Source organism: Mycoplasma sp. 1890 (assembly GCF_053851615.1).
The window spans coordinates 1-24,656 of sequence record NZ_JBSQAZ010000007.1; the positions used below are offsets into that span (position 1 = coordinate 1).

12 protein-coding genes are annotated in these 24,656 nt (G+C 28.4%); 11 read left to right on the forward strand and 1 reads right to left on the reverse strand.

What is annotated here, in order from left to right:
• Positions 1–594: 594 nt before the first annotated feature.
• Positions 595–1,143 carry a deoxycytidylate deaminase gene (locus ACWXVO_RS01820; RefSeq protein WP_444705162.1) on the reverse strand — a complete coding sequence of 183 codons (549 nt, stop codon included), beginning with the start codon at positions 1,141–1,143 and terminating at the stop codon, positions 595–597.
• Positions 1,144–1,463: 320 nt separating this feature from the next.
• Here ACWXVO_RS01820 and ACWXVO_RS01825 point away from each other — a divergent pair, with 320 nt between their 5' ends.
• The 11 genes from ACWXVO_RS01825 (at position 1,464) to ACWXVO_RS01875 (ending at position 24,316) form a co-directional block, all read left to right on the forward strand.
• A complete protein-coding gene (locus ACWXVO_RS01825) occupies positions 1,464–1,661 on the forward strand; it encodes a hypothetical protein (protein ID WP_455994913.1) in 198 nt (65 codons plus the stop codon).
• Positions 1,662–2,053: 392 nt separating this feature from the next.
• Complete coding sequence (locus ACWXVO_RS01830) at positions 2,054–4,855, forward strand: OppA family ABC transporter substrate-binding lipoprotein (protein WP_456002220.1); 2,802 nt, start codon at positions 2,054–2,056, stop codon at positions 4,853–4,855.
• A gap of 8 nt (positions 4,856–4,863) precedes the next feature.
• Positions 4,864–5,997 (forward strand): ABC transporter permease subunit, encoded by a 1,134-nt coding sequence (locus ACWXVO_RS01835; RefSeq protein ID WP_438340875.1) that lies wholly within the window; start codon positions 4,864–4,866, stop codon positions 5,995–5,997.
• Positions 5,998–6,022: 25 nt separating this feature from the next.
• Positions 6,023–7,324 (forward strand): ABC transporter permease, encoded by a 1,302-nt coding sequence (locus ACWXVO_RS01840; protein ID WP_456002223.1) that lies wholly within the window; start codon positions 6,023–6,025, stop codon positions 7,322–7,324.
• A gap of 2 nt (positions 7,325–7,326) precedes the next feature.
• Positions 7,327–8,457 (forward strand): oligopeptide/dipeptide ABC transporter ATP-binding protein, encoded by a 1,131-nt coding sequence (locus ACWXVO_RS01845; protein WP_438340873.1) that lies wholly within the window; start codon positions 7,327–7,329, stop codon positions 8,455–8,457.
• A complete protein-coding gene (locus tag ACWXVO_RS01850; protein ID WP_456002226.1) occupies positions 8,447–10,954 on the forward strand; it encodes an ATP-binding cassette domain-containing protein in 2,508 nt (835 codons plus the stop codon). The genes ACWXVO_RS01845 and ACWXVO_RS01850 overlap by 11 nt, the downstream gene beginning before the upstream one ends.
• Before the next feature lie 96 nt (positions 10,955–11,050).
• Positions 11,051–11,557 (forward strand): hypothetical protein, encoded by a 507-nt coding sequence (locus tag ACWXVO_RS01855; protein ID WP_438340871.1) that lies wholly within the window; start codon positions 11,051–11,053, stop codon positions 11,555–11,557.
• Between the two features lie 45 nt (positions 11,558–11,602).
• Positions 11,603–12,331, forward strand: coding sequence for a triose-phosphate isomerase (tpiA, locus tag ACWXVO_RS01860; RefSeq protein ID WP_455966253.1), 729 nt, complete (start codon positions 11,603–11,605; stop codon positions 12,329–12,331).
• Positions 12,332–12,715: 384 nt separating this feature from the next.
• Positions 12,716–16,471: a hypothetical protein gene (locus ACWXVO_RS01865; RefSeq protein WP_456002229.1), complete on the forward strand. Its 3,756-nt coding sequence runs from the start codon at positions 12,716–12,718 to the stop codon at positions 16,469–16,471.
• Between the two features lie 356 nt (positions 16,472–16,827).
• The gene (locus tag ACWXVO_RS01870; RefSeq protein WP_456002232.1) at positions 16,828–20,424 is read left to right on the forward strand and encodes a hypothetical protein; all 3,597 of its coding nucleotides are present in this window, start codon (positions 16,828–16,830) and stop codon (positions 20,422–20,424) included.
• Between the two features lie 193 nt (positions 20,425–20,617).
• Positions 20,618–24,316, forward strand: coding sequence for a hypothetical protein (locus ACWXVO_RS01875; RefSeq protein ID WP_456002235.1), 3,699 nt, complete (start codon positions 20,618–20,620; stop codon positions 24,314–24,316).
• Positions 24,317–24,656 lie beyond the last annotated feature (340 nt).

Consider the following 24,656-nt stretch of genomic DNA (forward strand, 5'->3'; position numbering starts at 1 on the left):
ACCAGTACTAATAAATTGATTGGTTTAATAGTGATTCTATAGAAGTTATCTAAAACAAAAAAGTCGATATTCAGTTTTCAGGGAACAAAAAAAGCTTGCCATAAATATAGGCAATTTTTTTTATATTTTTAGTTGTTTAATTTTTCCCCAAAAAGTGGGAATTTTTTTTAATTTAATGATGGCTTTATTCTTTTTTTAACTTAAATTTTAGTGGTTTTTATAACTAAAACAAGTTTAAATTGATTTTTTTATGTTTGATTTAATAAAATATTCATCGATATTTATAAATCTAGCAACTCTTTTTGGCTCCCAATCATGTGGAGAAACTATAACAAAATAATTAAAATTATCAAGACCTGCTTGATAATTTTTCTTATTTATTTCATAAGAAATTATTTTGATTTTAAAGTAGATGAAAAAAAATAAGATAATTTCTTATGAAATTCCTAAAATAGAGCTATTTTTTTCTAATTTTTTATTAAAAAAATGTTAATTCTTAGTCAAATTGCAACATTTTTATAGTTTAAAAATATTTATCAAACATATGATATTAAATTTATTTTTAAGACCTAAAAATTTAAATTAAATAAAAAATTATTTCTTTATTTTAAAATCAATATCAAAATCATTTTTTATTTTTATAAATTCAACACCAAAGGTGCTAAATATTTTTAGGCTAGCTTTAAAATCATCTGCTTCCGGTTTATATTCACTAGCATAATAAACTTTCGATATTTTTGATTGGACAATTAATTTTGCACAGTTATAGCATGGCGAATGTGTAACATAAATTGCTGAACCTGGTTCAATTTTAGAATTAGTTAGATTAGCATTAATTATAGCATTTGCTTCAGCATGAACAACATATGTATATTTTGAATGTAGCACATCATCAGAACAACTTGGTCGATTCCATGGAAAGGCTAGGTCATTATCAACCTCGGTGTTATTAAAACTAGTTGGCATTCCATTGTAACCTAATGAAATGACATAATTATTTGGGCTTACAATACAGGCCCCTACTTTTGTTGTTGGGTCCTTAGATCTAAATGCACTTAATTTGGCTAAGGACATAAAATATATGTCTCATTTAATATTGTCTTTATGTTCGTTAAAAATAATATTTTTTGTCTTTGAATTCATAATAGTAAAATTTTATCACAATTTTAAAAAATCAGACTCCGCAGACCCTGATCTAAATTATTTAGTGAAATAAGCAAAAAAGCTCGGATAAGACATTAACTATGTTAATCCAATTCATTATGCTAAATAATTAGCCATAACAAGTTGAATTAAAAAAATTATATCAAAAATATCTAATATTGCTTTATTTTTTTATTTTATTTTTTATATTAATAAAACTACTAAAACTAAGTCGATTTTTATAAATAAATTTAAAAAGTATTATATTTTTTTGCAAAAAAATTTTAAATGTTGTTAAAATAATTAATGTTAGGAAAAAAATGATGGACATAAAAAAAATAAATGAAAATTATCAAATTTCTAGTATGTTCACAGCTATAATAGCTGCATTTTTTGCTATTGAAATTATTAATTTCAACAAGGGTATTATTAAGATGAATTCTATGAATTCGTGAAATAAAAATATTATTCTTGGAGGAATTTGTAATGCAACTTATACATTTAAATATCATAATTAATAAGATTAAAATTAAAAAGAATAATATAGATTTTTCATATTTTAACATTATTTACCGTCCTAAGATTATGGATTTTAGAGGTACATAATTACTCAATAAACATAAGAATTTTCTTAATAAAAAAGTATCTTTTAGCATTTTCTTAATAAAACCCAGATTTAAATAATTTCAATAAAAAAGTAATAAAAATCAATCAAAAATGTATTAAAAAAGTCACATTGAAAGACAAGAGAAAATGCGCCTCTTTAAGAGCAAAACCTAACAAAAGATTAAAAATAATTTATAATTATTTTGTAATTTTATATAAGTCATTTTATATAACTAGATAATAATTTTTTAAATACAATAACACCTTAATGACTTTTATGGAATTATAAAAAATGGAGATTAAAATGAAAAAAGCAAACAAAATATTATTAGCTTCTTTACCTTTACTTAGTGCTTCAGTGCCCCTGCTTTTAGCAAGCTGCAGCAACAACTCACAAAGCGGTAAAGTTCATAAATACGTGTTTGAATATAACTCACCTTATACAGGGCAAGCATTTGTATATGATGCTTCAAGATCATATGGTGGATATGTAAGTGTCGCAACGACACAACAAACTTCAGCTGGTTTGGTTCGCATTGAAAATATCGGAGAACCAGTTTTAACTAACAAAGTCAAAAAGGATCAAAGTGGTAAAATAATTGGAACTGCTCAATATATCACAACTCCAACTTGAACAAAAAAGGCATTAGCAATGGCTTCTGCAGTTGTTATAACAGATAAAAATGGTTCTATAACAACATTTGATTCCGATGATGCTGATATCATGACAGAGCCTAATGGCGAAAAAGACGGAGTTAAATATTACACTTCTGCTTCAGTAGAATTAAAATCTAATAATCAAAAATCTATCAACAGTTTTAACTTTGATAATAAATTAAAATCAGCTACTAAAGTTCAATTTATTATTCGAAAAGGTGTTTTTTGAGTTGACGAAACGGGTAAAAAGACGAAATATGAAGTTAATGCAAAAGATTTTTATTACTCGTGATTAAGAACACTTTCTGTCAGTCAATCATTCAGAGATAAAAATGGTGGTTCTGAGGAACTTGATAAAGAGGCAGCCAAAGTTTTATCAGATGCTTCTTCATCAGCCTTTACTGATAAAGAGGAGTATTCAAATGATTATTTATTCAGTCTTTTCGGTATTGATCATAAGAAGTTTTCTGTAGAAAAAGAATTTATACAAAAAGTAGGATTAGATGATGCTGTAACATTTGAAAAAATTTCTAATCATGATGATCCAGAATTTACAGAGTTCTTTAATAAGTTAATATTGAGAGATTATACCTTTCAGCCAGCTCCTTCGCAATATATTGATGAAAAGAATCAAACAGAGCAATTGCCAGTATATAACTATAACGGTTTGCAAAATGGTGAAACCAAAAAATTTGAAGATAAGATTAAAAAATTAGATAAAAATTCTATAGTATATAAGGTTGGAGCCTATTGATATGGAGTAAGTTTAAAAAACACTTTATATAATGGCGCATATTATATATCGCCTCAAAAAGGACAGGAGTTAATTCTTAAGAAAAATAAGAATTACTATGATCAAAAATTTGTGAATAGTCCTGATACTATTGAGCAAATAGTGTTTATATATAATCAAAACGTTGCGGCAGAAACATTTGCAGACAGAATTTTTAATAAGTACAAAGAAGGTAGCGTTTCGCAAATTGCATTTAGTCAATTAAATAAAGCACAACAAGATGAAATTTTGAGAGATGGTAATAAATTTGGATTGCGTTACATTCAAGTTGTAAATACAAATAGACCATTTTATAGAAACGTTGCACAACCATTTATTAGAGCACTTCCTCAAGGGCAAAATAATAGTTTCTATGAATTCAATGATGCTTTTGCCAAATTAGTTTATGGAGCAACAAGAGACGAGCTATCAAAGGGTTTAAATGATCCAAGTGAATTTATATCTGGTCGTGGATTAATTTTTAGAACTTTAATAAATGCTGCAATTAATTGAGATGAGTTTGCTTCGCAAGCAACCAGTTCTCAGTCATCGGCATGAATAGCAAAAGTTGCAGATGGTTCACCAATTGGCGGTAGTGACCAACAATCATCAAAATTCAGAACTCCAAATGATGTCAGAGACAGAATAAACTCTTTATTTGCTCTAAAGGCAGATAAGTCTGGAAAAATTGATTTTGGCACAATAGGCAAAGAAATAAGTCCTAGCGAAAATGAAGAAGTGTTATTTAAAAAGAATGGAACGAGATCACAAAAACTTGAATCTGCCGGTTTTGAACAAATTAAAGAAGAACTAAATAAATTAATTGATAATTTTTATAAAGAATTTCCTGAATATAAAGACCAAGATATTGAGTTTAAATATGCCTTTCCATTTGTAAATATACCTAAGGGATATAAAACAGCATTTGAAAGTATTCAAGAAACATTTTCACAATTACATCCAAAATTAAAATTATCAATATATTACACTGATAATAAAGATGATCCTAGATTTGATAATTTTAGATCAAGAGGATCAAATGGATCAGAAACTGTTTCGTGATCATACGACTACGACTCAATCGGTTCAGGATATGATGGCCTTTCATTTAGCGCAAACCTAGTTCCGACATTAACTTGAATAGCAGCAAATGATTCGGGTGATAAAAACAAATTAATAAAAGAAAATTATCCAAAAATTTATCAACTTGCAAAGGATATGGTTGAATATGCTAACGAAGATGGACCACATAAGTGAATTGGTTCAGTACCGTTTGCGGATCTTCATTTAGTTGAAAACAAATATAAGGGACAATACCTACCATATACTACCTCTGTTACCTTTGAAAAAAGAACTGAAAACGGGAAAGAACACTATTTTCTAAAAAGAGATAGCAATAAAAAAGCAATCCCTTGAACATCACATGATGGCAAGCATGGAACAGATGCTTATGCATGAACAGCAGCATTTTGATTACAATATATTGCAAAACATACTAATGAACAAGCAATTGAGTTAATGGAACAATTTACATCATTCTTTAATATTGGATTCACATATGCAATTTTTAAACAAAAGAACGAATTTGGTAGAGCATTAGTCGAGAAAAAATTTGTCGTACCTGATTCAACAAATCCTGGTGTCGATCTATATGTAGATTGAAAGATTAAAAACTAATTTATACAATGTTTAGATATATACGTCAAAGAATATTATTTGCACTCCTGACATTGTTTATTATAACTTTTGTTGTATATACACTTGTCAGCGCTTTTGGGCAAAGTCCGGTTAAAGCAATAGTTGAAAAACTATTTCAAAATCCTAAAAATAAGCTCTCAATTGAGCAACTTACATATGACAATGAAATAGCTTTTGGGCTTAGATATGAAGATGGTACGCCCATTCCTATCATCGTAAGATATTTCCGCTATATCGGAAATATCTTTCGTGGTGATTTTGGATTTATTATTAATAAAGAAAATAATCCAAATCCTTCTGAATATACTAACATACAATTATTATTTTTTACCCCATTAAAATATTCGATTAGAATTACTCTTCCTGCATTTATTATTAGCTCAATTAGCGGTATAACTATTGGTGTTTTTGCCGGTTATAAAAGGGGAAAATTATTTGACTCTGGCGCTAATTTATTTGTTCTATTATTTGTAGCAATTCCTTCATTTGTTTTAGCTCCGATATTAATTACCATTTCACTAAAAATTGGTATTCCAACCGTAGTTCCGAGAGACGCTCTTGAACCAACATTCGGTAAATTATTTGTATCATATCTACCGCCTGTGTTAATTATTACCTTAACTTCAATGGCTGTATATGTTAGTTATACAAGAAATCAAGTAATTACTGTATTAACATCTAATTATGTTTTAATAGCGAAAACCAAAGGATTGAAGGCTACTCAAATATTTTTTAAGTATGTATTAAGAAATATTTCGATTCCATTATTTAGCTTATTATTTGGCTCATTCCTTGGGCTATTGTCTGGTTCAATTATTATTGAAAGATACTGAGATGTTCCAGGAACAAGTACTGTTATTGCTAATTCATTTCCAACTGGAGAAATTAATATTATTATGTTTTCAACGATATTCTTTACTGGAATTGGATTAGCTGCTGAGATATTTGTAGATGTAATGTTTGCTGTATTAGATCCAAAAATTACATATTCTGCACAAAATAAGAAAAATTATTGGCTATTTTTTAAAGCATTTTTAGAAAGAAAGAAACTTGAAAAAGATCTATATGCAAAAAGGGCATTGAATCAACAAAACCATAATTCTATGTCTCAAAATCCATAATGAAAGGTAGGTTAGAACGTTAAATATGGAAGATAATTTACAATCTCAGATTAAAGAATTTAACAAAAAATACAAAATAAGTTCTGAACTATCTAGAAAGTTCGGTTTTGTTTCTGAAAGTGATAAGGTTCAAACCTCCTCAATAGCAGGGCGCCCTAAAAAAATGGCTATTGAAATTATAAAAAGATTCTTTTCAAACCCAATTGTTGTTGTTTCGCTAATTGTGTTTTTGTTTATATTACTGGCATCATTATTAATTCCATCAAGTCTAGTCACAAATTATACCCCCAACAAACCAATTAATGGTTATGATTTTATTAACTCGTTGCCGCCGGCATATTCACCTTTTGTAACTAAAGCTATAACACCCGACGATCAGATTTATAAATTCTATAATTATGTTGTTAGTCATGGAAAGGAATTAGGACAAGAAGTTGAATGAAATAATTGATTTGCATTCTTTACAAATTCAACAACCATTGACACTAATGATCAAGGTCAATTATTTATTCACTATAATGCTTATCATTTATTTAAAGCGTGAGTTCTGAATGGTTTAATTAACTCAAGACCTAACGGAGTTTTACTAACTGATGAATATGTAACTAAGGTTTTAATACCGCAAGTTCCTACATTAAAAACCATTTTAGGAACCTCTTCAACTGGTTATGATATATGAGTTACAACGTGATATGCAACATGGAGAGGGATTGAAATTGCTATTATTACCACAATAATTCAAGCTGTGTTTGGCATCACTTTAGGTGCGGTCCTTGGTTTTTATGCAGGTAAATTAATTGATACAATCATTATGAGAATAATTAATATTTTTAATGCTCCACCAACAATTATTTGGATTCTTATATTTGTCGGAATCTTTGGGACAAACCAAATTTCCTTGATTTTAGCTATGTCTATTGCTGGATGGCCATTGTTTGTGGGTTTAACAAGGTTATACATAATAACCGTTAAAAACGAGGAATATATAACAGCCTCAAAAGCAATAGGTGCTTCTGCCTCAAGACAAATATTTGTTCACGCCTTGCCTGCAATTATTGGGAAAATTGCTAACTCATTTGTTAAAAATGTCCCAAGTGTAGTTTTATGAGTTGCATCATTGGCATTTCTTGGTTTCTTTAAATCTGGGAATGATACTAACTTAGGTCAGATCTTAATTGAATCTGCTTCAGAAGCTAGTGAAAACGTATGAGTAATTCTACTTCCGACATTAATATTATTATTACTATCATTATCGCTAAACTTTATGGCTCTCGGTATTCATGATGCCCTTGATCCTAGAGTAATAACTAAGGGAAAGAGAAAATAATTATGTCACAAATTAAAAAACAAACTACTCAAAAGCGATCATATTTATATTCTAGATTTCAATCGCAAGAAATAATGGAAGATGATAAATTGTTAGAAGTAAGAAATTTACATGTAAGTTTTCCAGCAGGCAGAAAAAAAACTATTCATATTGTTCGTGGTGTTGACTTGGATGTTAAGCGTGGGCAAATTGTAGGATTAGTTGGTGAATCAGGCTCTGGCAAATCAGTAACATCAAAAACGTTAATTAATGTTAATGAGAATGGAATTATAAGTGCTGATAAAATCCAAATTGGTGATTTGGAACTAAGCAACATTTTTAAAAAAGAAAAATATTGGCAAATTGTTCGAGGTCAAAAAATTGGATATATTCCTCAAGACCCCTTAACATCGCTAAACCCAACTCGCACCATTGGAAAACAATTATTAGATGCACTTAATAATAATACTGAGTGAAGTGCTAAAACATATACTGAAAAAAAATCCTATTTATTAGGTTTATTAAAAACATTTGGTTTAAGGGATGTCGAAAAGATTTTTAGTGCTTATCCTCATACACTGTCAGGTGGTATGAAACAAAGAATTGTTATTACTATGGTAGTTGCTCTTAAACCAGATTTAATTATTGCTGATGAACCAACTACTGCTCTTGATCCTACTGTTCAGGCTAGTGTTCTCGCTTTATTTGAAGAAATTAGACAAAAAATGGGGATTTCCATTATTTTAATTAGCCATAACATTTCCGTCATTGCGAAATTCTGCGATTATATTTATGTTATGTATGCCGGAAGAATTGTTGAAAAAGGTTCGAAAGAAGAAATTTTTACACAACCCGCCCACCCATACACATGAGCTTTAATATCTGCTATTCCTGAATCAAAAGAGGAAAAATTGTATAACATTAAAGGAACGCCACCAGATATGGCTAACCTTCCTGTTGGTGACCCTTTTGCTCCTCGTAATGATTACGCTCTTGAAATTGATTTTATCAAAGAACCTCCTTTAATCCCAATAACCGAAACACACTCAGCCGCTACTTGATTATTAAGTCCTGAAGCACCAAAGGTTGAACTCACAAAAGATCTACAAAATCGTTTAGAATTATTTAAAAAGGCATTTCAAAATGAAAAATAAAGAAGAAAGAAAAGTTATATTATCAATTGATAATCTTAAAAAATATTTTGTTAGTCAAGGTATCATTAATAAAGCTGTTGATGGTGTATCTTTTGATCTTCATGAAGGAGAAATTGTTGGTCTTATTGGTGAGTCTGGTTCAGGGAAGACAACTGTTGGTAGAACAATATTAAGACTTTATGATGATTATAATGGATTTGTGCGACTAGAAGATAAAATAATTTCAGGTAAGCATATTAGCCTATCGCTTAAAAAATATCTACGTAAAAACGTTCAAATGATTTTTCAAGATCCTCATGCTTCTTTAAATAGTCAACAAAATATTTATACAATCCTAAGAGAACCGTTATTAGTCAACGGTATAATGAAAACTAAAATAAATGATATTTTCAAAGATTGGTTAGAAGTCAAAAAAACATTTAAATATACATTTCAAATTCAAGCCATGAAGCTAGAACTTCAAAATTATCAAGAAATTAATCGCCTTGCTAATCCTTTCTTTTCAAAATGAAAAAAGGCATTCGCTGATTTTAAATTAGATGAGGAATTGAGCCGTGAAGATAACTTTTCGTTGTTTTATGCTTACCTAGAAGAAAAACAAAGAATGGAAAGTTTGATTATTAATAATATGTATTCAAACGCTTCGTCGTTGATAAATTTCTATTATGAAATGCAATCTAAATACCGTCGCGAAGAATTATCTAAGGAAGAATTAGCATATCGAAAAGCACAAGAAGAATTTAAGAAAATTAGTAAATTAAGTTGTTTATCTTGCGAACAATATGATGATATGAAGGAATTGGAATATCTTCTTGCTAAGAAAAAACAACTAATAAAAGAGCATAAACATCAAATTTATATTTCTAAAAATACGTTTAGTAACTTCTGTGTGGAAAATAAAAATGAAAGAGGCTTAGTGAATATTGCCCGACTAATGTCTACTGATTTAGATTTCTATTTGTATAATTTAAAAAATGAATATCTATTCAAAGCAAGAGTGATGACCTTGAATTCATTAAAAAAATGTTTAACGTTTTTACATTATGAAGATATAAAACAATTGGTTAAAGAGCTTGAAAGTTATGTTTTGAACTTTTATAATACATATCTAGAAAAAATTGAGTATTCAAAGATAATGTTAGCGCAAATTAAGCAAACATTAAAAGAAAATTTTAAGTTTGATTTTTCTAAATATACTGAAATTTCCAATAGAAATGAGCAAAACTTTCGCGATGAGTTAGAACAATTAAATTCACAAATATCTACTTTAAAGCAAAGAATAGCGCTAAAACAAGTTCCACAATATTCACATCAAGAATTGTCACAAGCGCATAAAAAACTTAAAGAGGCCAAAGAACTGTATTTGCAAGGTCGCTCTAACTTCTTAGTAAGTTATAAGAAAATTATTGATGACTTGTATCAACAAATCCAAATTGAAAAGGCAGAGTATCAACGTTTAGTGGCTGATCAAACTATTTGCAATGATTTATACAAAAAACATAAATTTGAATTCATAAAATATGTTAAAAATCTTTATGATACTAAAATTAATTCTCTAACCGAGAAATATAACGTATTAAAAGAATCACTAAAAGCAAAACCTAATGACCTAAATATTTTTAAAACAAATAAAGATATCAAAAGGATTCTTGAAAAAATTCAGGCTATCAAAAAAGATAAAGATACTGTTGTTAAAATGTATAACTCTGATATTGCCTTGAAAGAGGATACGTTAAAATCATTTAATATCGAAAGAGATTATTTAAGAAAAGACATTAAGCGTATTTATCTATTGCTTGGCATTGACTATAAATGAGTTGAATTAAATCTTAATAAGAAAAATAGCGAAAATGTTGACGTTCATCATACGAAATGGTCTAAAAGATTTAATCTTTATGATTATAAGTTTTCATTTCCATTTGCTAAATATTTAATTTCAGAATTATTGTATAAAATGATTATTTATCGTTCTCTTGAAGATGTTGGTTTATTAAAACAATTTGCATATCGCTATCCACATGAATTTAGTGGCGGACAATTACAACGTATTGTTATTGCTCGTGCATTGATTACTGAACCAAAAGTTATTGTTGCCGATGAACCAATTGCTTCTCTTGACATTTCTATTCAGGCGCAAGTTGTTAATTTGTTAAAAGATTTATGTATTAGAAAAAATATTGGTTTAATATTTATTGCCCATGATTTGAGTATGATTGAATATGTTGCAGATAATGTGCAAATTATGCATTTAGGCAAGATTGTAGAAAGTGGTAAAACGGAAGCTATTTATAATAATCCTTTACACCCATATACAATTAATTTATTTAAGGCAATTCCCAAAATATCAAATGCTAATGAAAAGTTTCAAAATGTTTCATTTAATATTGATTATATTTATGAGCAACAGTTTCCAAATATGCCAATTAATTATCAAGTTGATAAAGAACATTGAATATATGGAACAAAAGAACAAATTGCAAAATGAGTTAAAAAATAGTTTAATTAAACATTAGACGAATAATATTGTCTAATGTTTTTTTATCTGTTTTAATTATAATTAATTAAGTATAATTAGTAATTAAAGAGAACAGATATGAAGAAAAAAAATTATAGAAAAAGTCAATATAGAAAATCTGGAAGTTATTGATCACGAAGCTGAACACTAGGTAATATTATTTATTTTTTTATTTCAATTTTTTTAATGATTTTAATGATATTATTAACAGGTTTTTTAAAAAAGCAGAGTTCTGTAAAAATAACATGGTCTAATGCAATTAGTGTTGGTTGTGTAACTGTTATGGGTATTGGCTTATTGGTCTTAATTTCTCGTAGCGGATTTGGTAAAGGATTGGCCTCGCCGATATTAAGCTTTTATCATAATTATCGCATTAACATGCGTGCTAAGGCTAAATATTATTCTGGTATGAATCAATTTGAAAAAGATAAGATTTTAAATAGTGAAAGAAATGCTTATAATATCGAACAAGCAAAAAAAAGCAAGAACAAAAATATTTTAGGGTCAACTAACTTGGCTTCATATCTCATTATCGGCATTTCCTCCCTTACACTAGTTATTGGTATGCTAGCAATACATTTATAAGAATTTTAATTAATAATAAATTAAAAAACAAAAGAAGGAATTTTTATGAAATATTTAATCGGAAATTTTAAGATGAATAAAACTTTTTTAGATGTCGAATCTTATATCGATGCTCTTGATTATCTCATAGATGAAAATAAAGCCCAATTAAATAACATTAAGATTGGCATTGCCCCTTCATTTGATAGCACATATATAGCTTATAATAATCCTCAGCGTAGTTATTTATTTGGATTGCAAAATATATTCCATGAATTAAATGGTGCTTATACTGGTGAAGTATCGCTTAATGTGGCAATTGAAGCAAATGTTGATTTTGTAATTATCGGACATAGTGAAAGAAGATTATTATTTAGCGAAACTGATGAATTAATCAACCAAAAAATATTGCATCTTAAAAAAACTAATATTAAAACTATATTATGTATCGGGGAATCGATAAACGAATTCGAAACTGGCCGTACGTTTGATGTTTTACAAAAGCAAATCCAAAGCGCCCTAAAAGGCATTAGTGATTATAATAATTTAATTATTTCATATGAGCCTGTTTATTGTATTGGCAATGGAATTATTCCAAAGGTCGAACATATCCAAAATGTTGTAAATTTTATTCACAATGAATTAGATAAAAATGTTCCTGTTTTATATGGTGGCTCTGTTTGTTTTAATAGTATAGAAAGATTGGAACAAGTAAAGAATTTGAGCGGATATCTTGTTGGAAAGGGTTCGCTAAATGCAAATGATTTTGTATCGCTAGCATTAAAAATTAAATAAAATAACGACTTTTAGCATATAAATTTTATTTTCTTTTACTTAGAGCCATAAATTATGAAGCAAGACAATTTTAAGAAGCATAACTATTTACAAAATCAAAAAATGTAATTTAAGAAAATTAAAATTCAACTTATTTTAAGTTGTTTTTTAATTTTGTTGATGTATGAATCTCTTATAATATAAAGACATAAACTTATAAAAAATATGTTATTAAAATTGGTTACTATTAAAAATATTTAGGAAATATTATAATTTTTTTCTCGCGCTCTATACAATATAAGTGCATATATAAATTATTGTATTTAATATAAAAAACATTGATTTTAGTCATAAAAAGCATAATGTTATATATGTCTTGATGAAATATTTTATAAAGGAATAATTATGATGAAAAGAAAAAAACTAGTGTTGGCATTGTGTTTAACATTGTCAGCTAGCTTAGTTATTGCTGGAGCAACAGCAATAACTTATACGTCGATTAAAAAAAGCAATCAAATAAGGCTTCAAAGAGATTTATTGATTGCCGAAAAAACAAAACTTGTTAATCAAAAGCAAGCACAATTAGAATCTGCAAAAGATAAGTTAACAAAAGCGCAAGATAAACAAAAAGAATTGAGTAAGAAAATTAGCGATATTGAAAGAAATATTAAAAATATTCAATCTTCAAATCAAGATATCCAAGATAAGATAGACCAAACTAGTTTAAATTTAGTTAGCAAGGAAGCAGAACTTAGCACTTCTAATAGTGCTTTAGCGATGGCGAGGACTAAGTTAGAAGATGCTAAACAAGAGCAGAAAAAAATTCAATCTGACTTTAATAGCGCCAAAAAACTTTTTGATGAAAAATTAGAAAATTTTAATTTAAAAACAGCGCAATTAGAAGAAGCTAATAAGTTATTAAAAGAAGCAAAAACAAAGAAAGAATTAGCATATAAGCAATTGGAAGATGCCAAAATTTTAAGTCAACAAAAATCAGGGGAATTAATTCAAAAGGAACAATCCTTACCACAATTAATGCAAGCTATTCAAGATGCTACTGATGAGAAGAAAAATGCTTCGGATAAGGCAAGTAAGGTTTCTACTGAGTATGAATCAAAAAAGAAAGATCTAGATAGCATAACAAGCGAATTAGATCAATTAAAAACGCAGCAAAATCAACTTTCTGATGAATATATGTTAGCTAAGCAAAAATTAGATGGATTATCAGAAGCAGTTGCAAATAATGAAAAACGCATTGAAGAAGCTGTTAAAAAAATCAAAGAAACTGACAATACGATTACTTTAAAAACAGAAGAAGTAAATAATTTATCTAATGATATAGAAAAAATTAGAGAACCTCACAACACTGTTTTAATGCAACTAGATGAAGCAAAAAAACACTTGTCGATAAGCGATGAAGATTTAAAACAAAAGACAGAATCATTTAACAATGCTAATCAAGCCTTGTTAGAAGCACAACAAGAATTACAAAATGCTAAACAAGAGATAGTTGATGCAAAACAAAATCTAGATCAAAAAACAATAGAATTAGCCCAAAACGAAGAAGAAAAAAATAGACTTGAAAAAGAAAAAGAAGTTCTTGAAAATAATCAAAGCGATTTACGCCAAAAATTTGATGATCTCCAAATGCAAGAGCGAGAGGCGCAAGTTGAATTTGAAGAAAAGAAAGATGAGTTAGAACAAGTTTTAAAAGAATATGCACAAGTGGCTCAACAATTTGAACAAGCACAACAAAAAGTTGCCGAAATAGAGCAACAAAGATTAGAAGCCTTGAAGAAAATAGAAGATGCTACAAATGCTCCACAAACTAAACCAGTTGAAATTCAAGAATTAAAAAATAAAATAACCGAAATACAGCGTTCATTAGAAGAAATTAAAAATAAACAAAAACAAGACCAAAAAATATCGGATGATGCAAAGCAAAAATTTCCGCAATTGGATGCTAAATACCAGTCTAAACTGCAAGAAAAAACCGAGATTGAAGAACAATTGGCAGAAAAAAGAAATAATGAGAACGAAGCTAAAAGCGAACTAGATCAAAGAATTTTAGAATTAAGCCAAAAAGAAACTTCTAAGAGTGAAGCAATGCAAGCAAAGCAGGAAGCTAAGCAAAACAAAAATACATTAGCCCAGGAAATTCTAGTTTTAGAAGATGAATTAGTTAAATTAGAAGATAAAATTACTAGTGCAAATGCTGAATATGAAAAAGCCGAAAAAGAAGCCCAAGAGGCTAAAGTGGAATTTAATAAGGTAGAAAAAGAGAAAGATAGACTTTTTGGAATGCTTATTGATCTAAAGGCAAAGTATGATAATAGAAAAGTAAGTTATGAAGAATATCATAAACTCGATGTAGAAGCTCATAATTATCTTAGAAAAACTTTTAATCCCACAAGGACTAAATTAAGCAATAAAGAGCGAGAAAGAAATAATAAAAAGACTAACAAGGATAATTTAGAAAAACAAAAAGTCAAAACACAGGAATCTGTTAATACTAAAAAACAAGAACTAGAAAATGCTAAAGCACAAATAGCAGAGAAGGATGAATTATTAAGACGTCTAGAAGCTGAATTAGAAAGCTATAACAATGCCAAAAGTGAGGCAAGTGCTAAGTATAATTCTGTTTTAGATACTTTGAAAACTACGGAAGAAAAAGCTAGAGTTACTCTCGCTGAAACAAATACACTTCAAGCGGAGGTTGAGGCTCTATTAAAGGCTCAAAATGATGCTGATACGGCTATTGAGCAAGCTAAAAATGAAATTGATGCTAAAAATGAAGAAATAGAGCAAACTAATAAACTAATCAAGCAAGCTGAAAAAGATTTAGCTGATGCAAATGAAAATAAAGCAAAAGCGCAACAAACCTTGGATGAAGCTAATCTTAAGAAAACAGAAGCCGAAGCTGAAAAAGCCAAAATTGAACCAGAATTTAAATCAAAATCAGAAGAAAAGGCTCAAAAAGAGGAAGCATCTAGTGTAGCCGAAGGCGCTTATCAACAAATTAAGCAACAAAAGGATAGCTATTTCGAAAGATTAGAAGAATTAACAACTGAGATTGCTCAAACAAAAAGCAATATAAACCTACAAAAAAATATTATTTCTAAAGATAAAGAAGCGCTTGAAGCAGCAAAAACTAGAAATGAAGAATCCACAAAAAGAGAAACTAATGCATTAACTGATTTAGCTCAAAAAACAAAGGAATTTGAGGAAAAACAATTAGCTAAAAATGAATCTGAAAAAAATAATCAAGACTTAGTTCAAAAGAAAAATGAAGCCCAGAAAACCTTTGATGAATCTGATCATAATTTCCAACAAAAAACAAGAAACTTGGAGCAAGCAACAAATGATTTAAAAACTGCGCAACAAGAAAATAAGGAAGCTAATGAAGAAAAACAAGCTGCGGAGGCTGATTTAGAAATTGCTAAAGCTGATCTTTCTAACAAAAGAATGCAAGCACAAGAAAATGCAAGTAGAGCCAAAATGAAATTAGATGAAAAGACTAAGGAAGTTGATTCAAAAATCGAGGCAGTAAATCAAGTTAAAAGCATTGAATCTAAGGCAAAGGAAGCTAAAGATATTGCTGATCAAAAACATAATGAAGCAATTCAAAAATTTAATGATGCTAATAGTAATTTAAGTAATACAAATAAACAAATAAAAGAAATAAAAGAGGCTATAGCAAAAGCTAGCGAAACAATTGCTAACGCACCCCAAGAAATTGAAAATATAAGTAAAAACATTTCCCAACAAGAAAAAAATATTCAAGAAAAGCAAAATGCTGTAAATGTTGCATTGCAAGAAAAACAAGCCGTTCAATTTCCTAAGGAAATGAAGGAAAAACTGCTAGATGATGCAAATAAAAAAATAGAGAAACAACAAAATGATGTTGAATCTAAAACAAATTTAATAACTGAAATAAATAAAGAATTAGAATATATTAAAAATCAAAAAGCAGAAGCCGAATCAAAAATCAATAATTTTGGTACTAAAATTCAGCAAGAACTAAAAAATAAAGAATTAGCACAAAAAGAATTAGATAAACTTACTAGTGAAGTTAGTCAAAAAATTCAGGATGTCGCAGAAAAAACCGAGAGTCTAGAAGCTGCTAAACAAGATTTACTAAAAGCCACCCAAACAAGATAAAAAATATTTTTAAGTAAAACAACCAATTTCATTTAGGAGTTTCTTGTTTTACTTTTTTATTTATCTTAATATATGACATGTTAAAACATGCAAAATAAGAAAAAATACAAAATAAAACAAAAAATAGATAAGGCGATAATTAAATAATTTATTAGCACTAATCCTAAAAAAAGCGCAAGAAAAGCATAAAAAATGAGTATAAAGTACCATTTATTATCTGTTTTTTAGTATATGTCTTACTATATATATATATATATATATTGTTTTGATTAAAAACCGATATTAGGCTAGTTTATTTTTATATTAAATAATTTATATATACATTAAAATAAAGCATTTTTATAGGTGGTATTGTAATGAAAAAAAAGAAAATTACCTTAGCATTGTGTTTATCATTATCGTCTGCTTTAGTTGTGGCAGCTGGTTCTGTTTTTGTTTATAGTATAAGCAAAAAACAAGATAGCTCTAATTTGCAATCTTTAAATAAAAAGGTTATTGAGCAGAAGGAAAGAGAATTTTCTCTTGCTAAAAACATGCTGTTAAAGCTAAAAAATAAGAAAAAAATATTAAACAAAAAAATTAATGAAATAAATAAAAATATTGAAAATTTTGAGGCTTTAAATGCGGAATCTCAGGATAAATTAAAGCAAATAGAAAATGAGACTATAAAAAAAGAAAAAGAAGTTTTAGAACATAGTCGGATTTTAGAAGAAATAAAAAAACAACTAGATAATCTAAAATCGCAGCACGAAAAAACCATATCGGATTTTAAAAAAGCAGAACAAGTTTTTGAAGAAAAAGCTAAGAAATTAGCATTAAAAACTAAGGAATTAGAGGAAGCTAAAAAGGACTTAGAGCAAACTAAGAATCAAAACAAGTTACTTCAAGAAGAGTTAAGCAGATTACAAGCTGATGTCCAAACAAAAATGAATGATTTAGAGTCACAAAAGCGTATAAAAGATAGCGCCAATCAAGTCATACAAACAGTAAAAGAAAATATAAAACAAGTCACTGAAGAACAAGACAAGGCTAACAAAAATCTTTCAGGAAAACAGCAAGAACTAGCAGCTTTAAAAGATGAGCTTGAAAAATTAAAGCAAAAACAAAAAGAAGCTCAATTAAATTATCAAGAAGTAGAAAATAAAATAGATTCTCTAAGCAAACAAATAAGCGATGCTGAAGCACTTATAGAGCAATTAACAAAAGAACTAGAAAAAAAGTCTAGTGAGGCAAGCATTAAACAAGAAGCAGTCGATGTTGCAACAAATGAATTGCAAGCTGCATTAGAAAAACAAAAAGAAGCGATACAAAAGTTAGAAGAAGCAAAGAAAAATTCACAACAAAGTGCAAATGAATTGGCACAAAAAGCTAAGAATTTAGATATGGCTAAGAAATCATTGGATATTGCATTAGAAAATCAACAAAAAGCCAAAGATGAATTTGAAAGCGCAAAAACAAATGCCAAGTTAAAAGAATCTGATTTGACTCAAAAAAGCAATGAAAAACAAGCAATTCAAGAAGAAATACAAAAAGCTAAGCAAGAAAAAGATAGGCTGCAAAAGGAGTTTGATAAGCTAGTTGAAGAAGGAAATAATGCAAGTATTGAATTAGAAAATAAAAAAGATTCTTTAGAAGAAATCAATAAACAACATGCACAATTAAGCGAAAAAATACAGCAAGAAGAATTAAAAAATCAGCAAATTAAGCAACAAGAAGAACAAAATCAGCAGCAATTAACTAACGCCATTAAAAATATACAAGACAAAGAAGCAGAAAGAAATACAAACAATTCTGAATTAGCACAAGCTCAAGCGGAACTAGAAAAAGAAAAGCAAAACTTAATGGAAGTTGAAAATTCAAAGCGCAAAATTGAATCAGAATTAGAGCAGGCTTCAAAAAATGTTGATACTACAACACAGCAAAAATCAACGCTTGAGGCCGAATTACAAAGCGCAAAAGAAAAAGCCAAAAATGCCAAAGATGATTTAGATAAGAAAACTGAAGAATTAAAATCGAAACAAAAAGCAAAAGAAGAGGCCAATAAAGTTAAGAAAGAAGCCGAATCTAAAAAATCCAATATTGATAAAAAATATCGTGAATCGCTCGATGAACATCAAAGATTATATTTTGAGATAAACCGTAAAACACATGAACTAAATCAAATAGAAGTTGAAATAAAAGAATTAGAACTAGAAATTTATGATGCAGATGATGAATATGAACGAGATCATTTAGAGAGCCGACTAGAATCAAAAAAACAAGAAGCAGCTTACCTTGAAAAAGAATTGGGAAAACTCAAAAAGCAAGAAAAAGGTGCTAGAAATGCCTTAGATGATAATAAAAAAGCCCAAGAGCAAGCAGCCCAAGAACTAGCCCAAAAAGAAAAATTATTTAAAAAAGCAGAAGAAGAGTGGCAAGAAGCCAAATCATCAAAAGAGCAAGCAAATAAAGCTTATGAACAAGCTAATGAAGAAATAAAAACTAAAGAAACACAAGTTTCGCAAAAAGAATCGCAATTAAATGGGCTTCAAAAAACTAAAGAAGAATTAACAAATAAAAAGAATGAAGTTAATGATTCATTTAAAAGCGCTACAAGTAAGGTTCAAGATGTTGAATCTAAAATACAAAAATTAAATGAGAATAATAAAAAAATACAGCAAAATATTGAACAAGAAACACAAAAGAAACAAAAAATTGAAGAAGAAATAGAAAGTCTCAATCAGCAAAAAACTAATTTGCAACAAGAACTAAAAAAACTAAAAGAATCACTTGCACAAAAAACAAAGGAAATGGCTGAGGCAGAACGTGCTAAAAATGATGCTCAAACAATATTTGATGCTGTAAAAAACAAAAAGCAAAATGTTGATGGTCAATTATCTTCCATTTCAACAACAATTGCACAAAAAACTAGTGATTTAAATCAAAAATCAAATGAAATTTCTGAAGCAATGCAAGCATTAGAAGAGACAAAAACTAAAAGTGAACAAGCTAAGAAAAAACATGATGATGCAAATGCAAAAGTGGAACAAAATAGAAGCAATGTGCAAACGAATCAACAAGAAGTAGATGCAGCAGAGCAAAAAAATCAACAAAACCTTACAACTGAAAGCAATATTCAAAATAATCTAAGTAATTTAGAAGAAGAAATTAAGCAAAAAAGAGAATCATTAGAACAAAAAACCAATGAATTAGATGATGTCAAACAAAAAATGGCAGCTGTAGCACAAAAGAAAAAAGATGCAGAAATGCTACTGCAAAAATTACTAGAAGATAAAAAACAAGCTGAAGAACTAAGAAAAGAAAAAGGAGAAAAATTAACTCAAGAAAATGATAAAGTTACCCAAAAAATAAAAGATGTTAAACAAAAAGATGATGAATTTAAGGAAGCTAAAGAAGCAAAGGCTGTTATTGATAATAAATTGCTCGAACTAGAAAATGAACTAATGAATAGAATGAAAGAATTAAAAAAAGCTAATGATGAAATTCCTCTCTTAAATGAGTTAATCAAAAAAGCTAAGGAAGATATTTCAAAAGTTCAACATCAAATTGAAGAGCAAAATAAGAACATTAGTTTACAAAAAAAGAACGTTGAAGCTAAAATAAATGATAAAAATCTTCTTTTGCAAGAAACACAAGCATCGCAGTTTTCAAAAGAAATTATTAAAAAGCAATTAGATGAGGAGTCTAAAAATATTGCTAACTATGAAAAACAACAAAAGGAAAAAGAAAATTCCTTATCGATATTAGCACAGAAATTAAAAGACCTTAATAATCAAAAAACAAAGAATGAAAAAAACATAGATCAAATGGTTAATTCGATTAAGCAATTATCAAAAATCAAGGATGAGACACACCAAGAGTTAAATAAAATTAATAAGGAAGTTAATAAGAAAAATCAAGAAATTTTGCAAATAACAAATAAGCTGGATGAATTAAAAAAAAGATTTGAATAAATTAAAAAGATAGCAATTTTTTTAAAACATGATAAAAAGAGGCGGCATATAGCCTCTTTTTATCATTATTTCATAATGATACATAAACACTGGTAGCAAGTTTGCAAAAAAAAAAAAAAAATGTTAATATTTTCTTGAAAAATCTTGGGCATTTTACAAAAGCTAATTTTATCAAAGAGAGGTATAAGAAATTATGAATAAAAATGTAGAAGAAAACAAAGTAAAAAGAAAAAAACGTAATGTTATTTTATTAACATCAGCTTTATTGGCAGCATCAATTACAACCGGAGCTATTGCAGCCTTTTATCTTACAAACAAAAATAAGCATGATAAAAAAAGCCTTTTGGCTTTGGAAATAAAAGACCAGAAAATTACTGCAAACTCAGCGATCTTTCATTTAAAAAATATTGATAAAAATGATGACACTAACCGTTCTTTTTCAGTTTTATTTTATGCTAAAAAAACTCCTTATAATGTGCAAAGAAAGACTCATGTTATTAATAAAGAAGAAAAATCTATGTCGTTTGGGATTAATAATGAAAAACCTTTATATCCAGATACTGATTATGAGTTTCAGATGATTTATAATGGTGAAACAGTTTTAATTCATCACTTTAAAACTTTGAAGCTAGAGGAAAAAGACAAGCAGGCAGAACTTGATAAAGCAAATAAAGATCTAGAAGAAGCTAAAAAAGCTAGAGAAAAGGCATTACAAGATCTAGAGCAAGCTAAGAAAAATGCTTTATTAAAAAATGATGATGTTATTTCCAAAACCAACGAGCTAAGTGAAGCGAATAAGAAACTAGAAGAAGCCAAAAAATCTAAAGATGAATTGGAAAAACAATTACAAAGTATTAAGGAAAAAATTAAGGAATTTGAAAAACAAAAAAAAGCAGCCGAACAAAATAAGCTACTAACAAATAATAATGTAATTTCCACCACTAAAGAAGTTGAGCGTTTAACCAAAGAACTTGAAGAAGCAAAAAAAGCCCTAGAAGAGGCAAAAAATAAAAAAGATAAGGCTAATTCAGATCATGATAGCGTTAATAAAGATGCTATTCTAAAATCTGATGATTTAGCTAAAAAAGCCAAAGAGTTAGATGAAGCAAAAAAAGCATTGCAAGATGCGATAAATGCCCAAAACAGTGCTAATTCTGAATTTGAACAACAAGAGGAAAATATCAATAAAAAAATTAAGGATCTTAATTCAAAAACAGATGAATATAATAGTGCATTAAGGGCTAAAAATGAATCTGAAAAAGAAATAAATCGTATGCAAAATGAAGTTGCAGAGATAAATAGAATTCTTAATACTCTTGATACTGACAAAACCCGAATCAATAATGAGTTAAACAACGCTAAGCAACAATTAGCTTTAGCAAATCAAAAACTTGCAGATATACAAAAAGAAGCAAATGATGCTAGACAAAAAGCTGAAGACCTTACCAACAAAAATATAAGACTAAATAACGAAGTACAACAAGCTAATGAATTAGAAAAAGAGAATATTAATGATATAGCTCGTATTTCTAAAGATTTGCAAGATGCAAATTCTGAATTGTCAAAGGTAAAAGAAACTCAAAGCAGTATTGCTGAACAAATAAAAAAATCCAATTTTGATTATGAGCAAAAACAACAAAATTTAAATCAAAAAACCAAGGAATTAGAAGAAGCTAAAAAATCATTAGCACAAGCCACATCTGAAAACCGAGAAATTGAGGCTCAGCTAGAAGAAGCGATAAGAAACACTAAGCAAAAAAATGATGATTTAGTGCAGAAAAACAAAGCAAAAACCGATGCAGAAAATGATAGAAATAAATTTCAAAAAGAGCTTGATAGCGCATCAAAAAATGAGACTGATAAAGACCAATATGCTAATCAATTGAATAATGAGTATGAAATATTAAAGCAAGAACTAAAAAGGCTTCAAGGTCTAAAGGATAGCGCAACAAGCGAAGTCGATAGAAGAAATAGAGATCTTGAAAAAACAATTATAGATTTAGCACAAAAGCAAAAAGATATTGACCAAGCTAATAGGATGAAAGTAGAGCAAGAGGGCATTAAAGAAAATCATAATAAAAAACTCAATGAATTGAAACATGGTTATGAAAATTTAAAAACAATAATTGGTTTTGAAGATGATAAGCGTAACAAAGAAGAAAAAGAACTGGAAAAGATATTAATAAATAAGAAATCATTGGAAGATAAAAAACAAAAGGCATATCAAGCTTATTTACAAAAAAAGGCTGACGCAGAGCAAAAAGGAAAAGATTGAAATAATTCAAAAAGAGGTAGAGATGAATATTTTATTAGGCAACATAAAGAATCTCTATATAATGAAGCTTTAAGAGAAGAACAAGAAGCTAAAAGAAAATGGTTGGATGCTGAAGGCGAATATGATAAGCAAGAGAATAATGAAAATGCTATTCATAATAAAATTGCTGAAATTAATAAAAATACAACTATTTTAACTAGTTCTCTCGAGAAATATGAAGACCAGATAAACCAGCAACAACATCTAATTGGTGAAGCTTCGCAAAAAATTTCAGAAATTGAAGCTGATATTACCAAGAAAACAAATGATAAAAGGATGCTAGAAGAATCTAAATCTAACAATGAGCAGCTAAAATCTCAATCTGAACAGAAACAAAATACAGCAATAAAGTCCGTAAGGGATAAGGAAGAAAAAATTAAACAAAAATTTAGTCAATTAGAAGTTGCACGTGTTGAGGCAGAACAAGCGCGCCAGGCTAAAAAAGAGGCAGAACATCGATTGCAATCAGCTAAACAAGAACAAGATGATAAAGATAAGCAACTTCAGAGCGCTCAAAAATTATTGCAACAGGCTAAAAACAAAGAGTCTTTCTTACAAGAAAAATTAAATGAATTAAAACAAAAGGTTAATAATGAGACAGCTTTAGTATCTCAAAAGCAAGGTGCTGTTGATGACGCTAATAAGCAAATCCAAAAAACGCTAAAAAGCAAGACAGATTTGGAAAAGAAATTGCAAAGTGCGAATGAAGAAGCTAGCATGAAACAAGAAGATGTCAATAAAAAAACAAAGGCTTTAGAAGGTGCAAATGCTAAGCATCAAGAGTCGCAAAAAAATCATCAAGCGTTAATTCAAAAACAAACCGAGATTCATAATAAATTGCAAGAGTCACTTAATAATATAACTCTGGCTAATCAAAAGTACCAACAAGAACTTGAAAACACAAATAATAAAAGTAAAGAAGTTGCTGATAAAAATAATGAATTAAAAAATAATGCTAAATTGATTGAACAAGCATCGCAAAATAAGGCGAAAACAGAGCAAGATCTTATAAATTTAAATACTAATTTAGAAGAAAAAAAGAAAGAATTGGAAGATAAAAATAATAGTTTAAGTGAATTAAATCAAGCAATACTTCATGCTAATAGCCTTAAGGACAATGCTAAAAATAAGGTTAATTTAGCTAATCAAGATGTAAAAAATAAAACTGATTTATTAGCTCAGAAGCAATTAGATTATGAAAATGCTAAGAAATCAAATAATGATTCTTTATTTGAAAAGAATAATATTCAAGGCCAAATAAAAGATGTTGATAAAGAATTTGAAAATAAAACTCATGATTTGCATCAAAAGCAAAAACAACTTGAAAAAGCGATTTTAGATAATGAAGAAGCAATCCAAAAAAATAAGGAAGCAGATTCTATGATTAACACAACGAATAATAATCTTCAGAATGCTTTATTAGAGGATTTGGAATTAAATAAGAAGATTTCTCAATCAAATAAGGAAATTAAACAAAAAGAATCTATTTCAAATAGTAAAATCGAAGAACTTGATAGGGCTAAAAAAGAGGCTTCAAAAGCTAATGGATTGCTAGAATCTCTTAATATGAAACATTAATAATCATATATTTTTAATAAACATTTTAGGTTTTTAGTTTTCAAAATAAATAATCCACGGTAGTGTAGTAAATTTTGTGTAAATTTATCTCCTGCTTACTTTTTGAGTAAGAGATTTGAGAATAGCGATCGCACAAATCTAAATTTATTAGGCAAAAAAACAACCGAACAACATGACAAAATTGGATAAATTTTCTTCCAAATATGTTGTTTGGTTATTTTAATTATTTAATTTTCTTTTTCAAAAATAATTTGTAATTAATTAAAAACAGATTCTCAATTAGGAACAACTGCTGTTGTATTTATGAATAGTAATAAAATACTTGCTAATGTCTATAAAA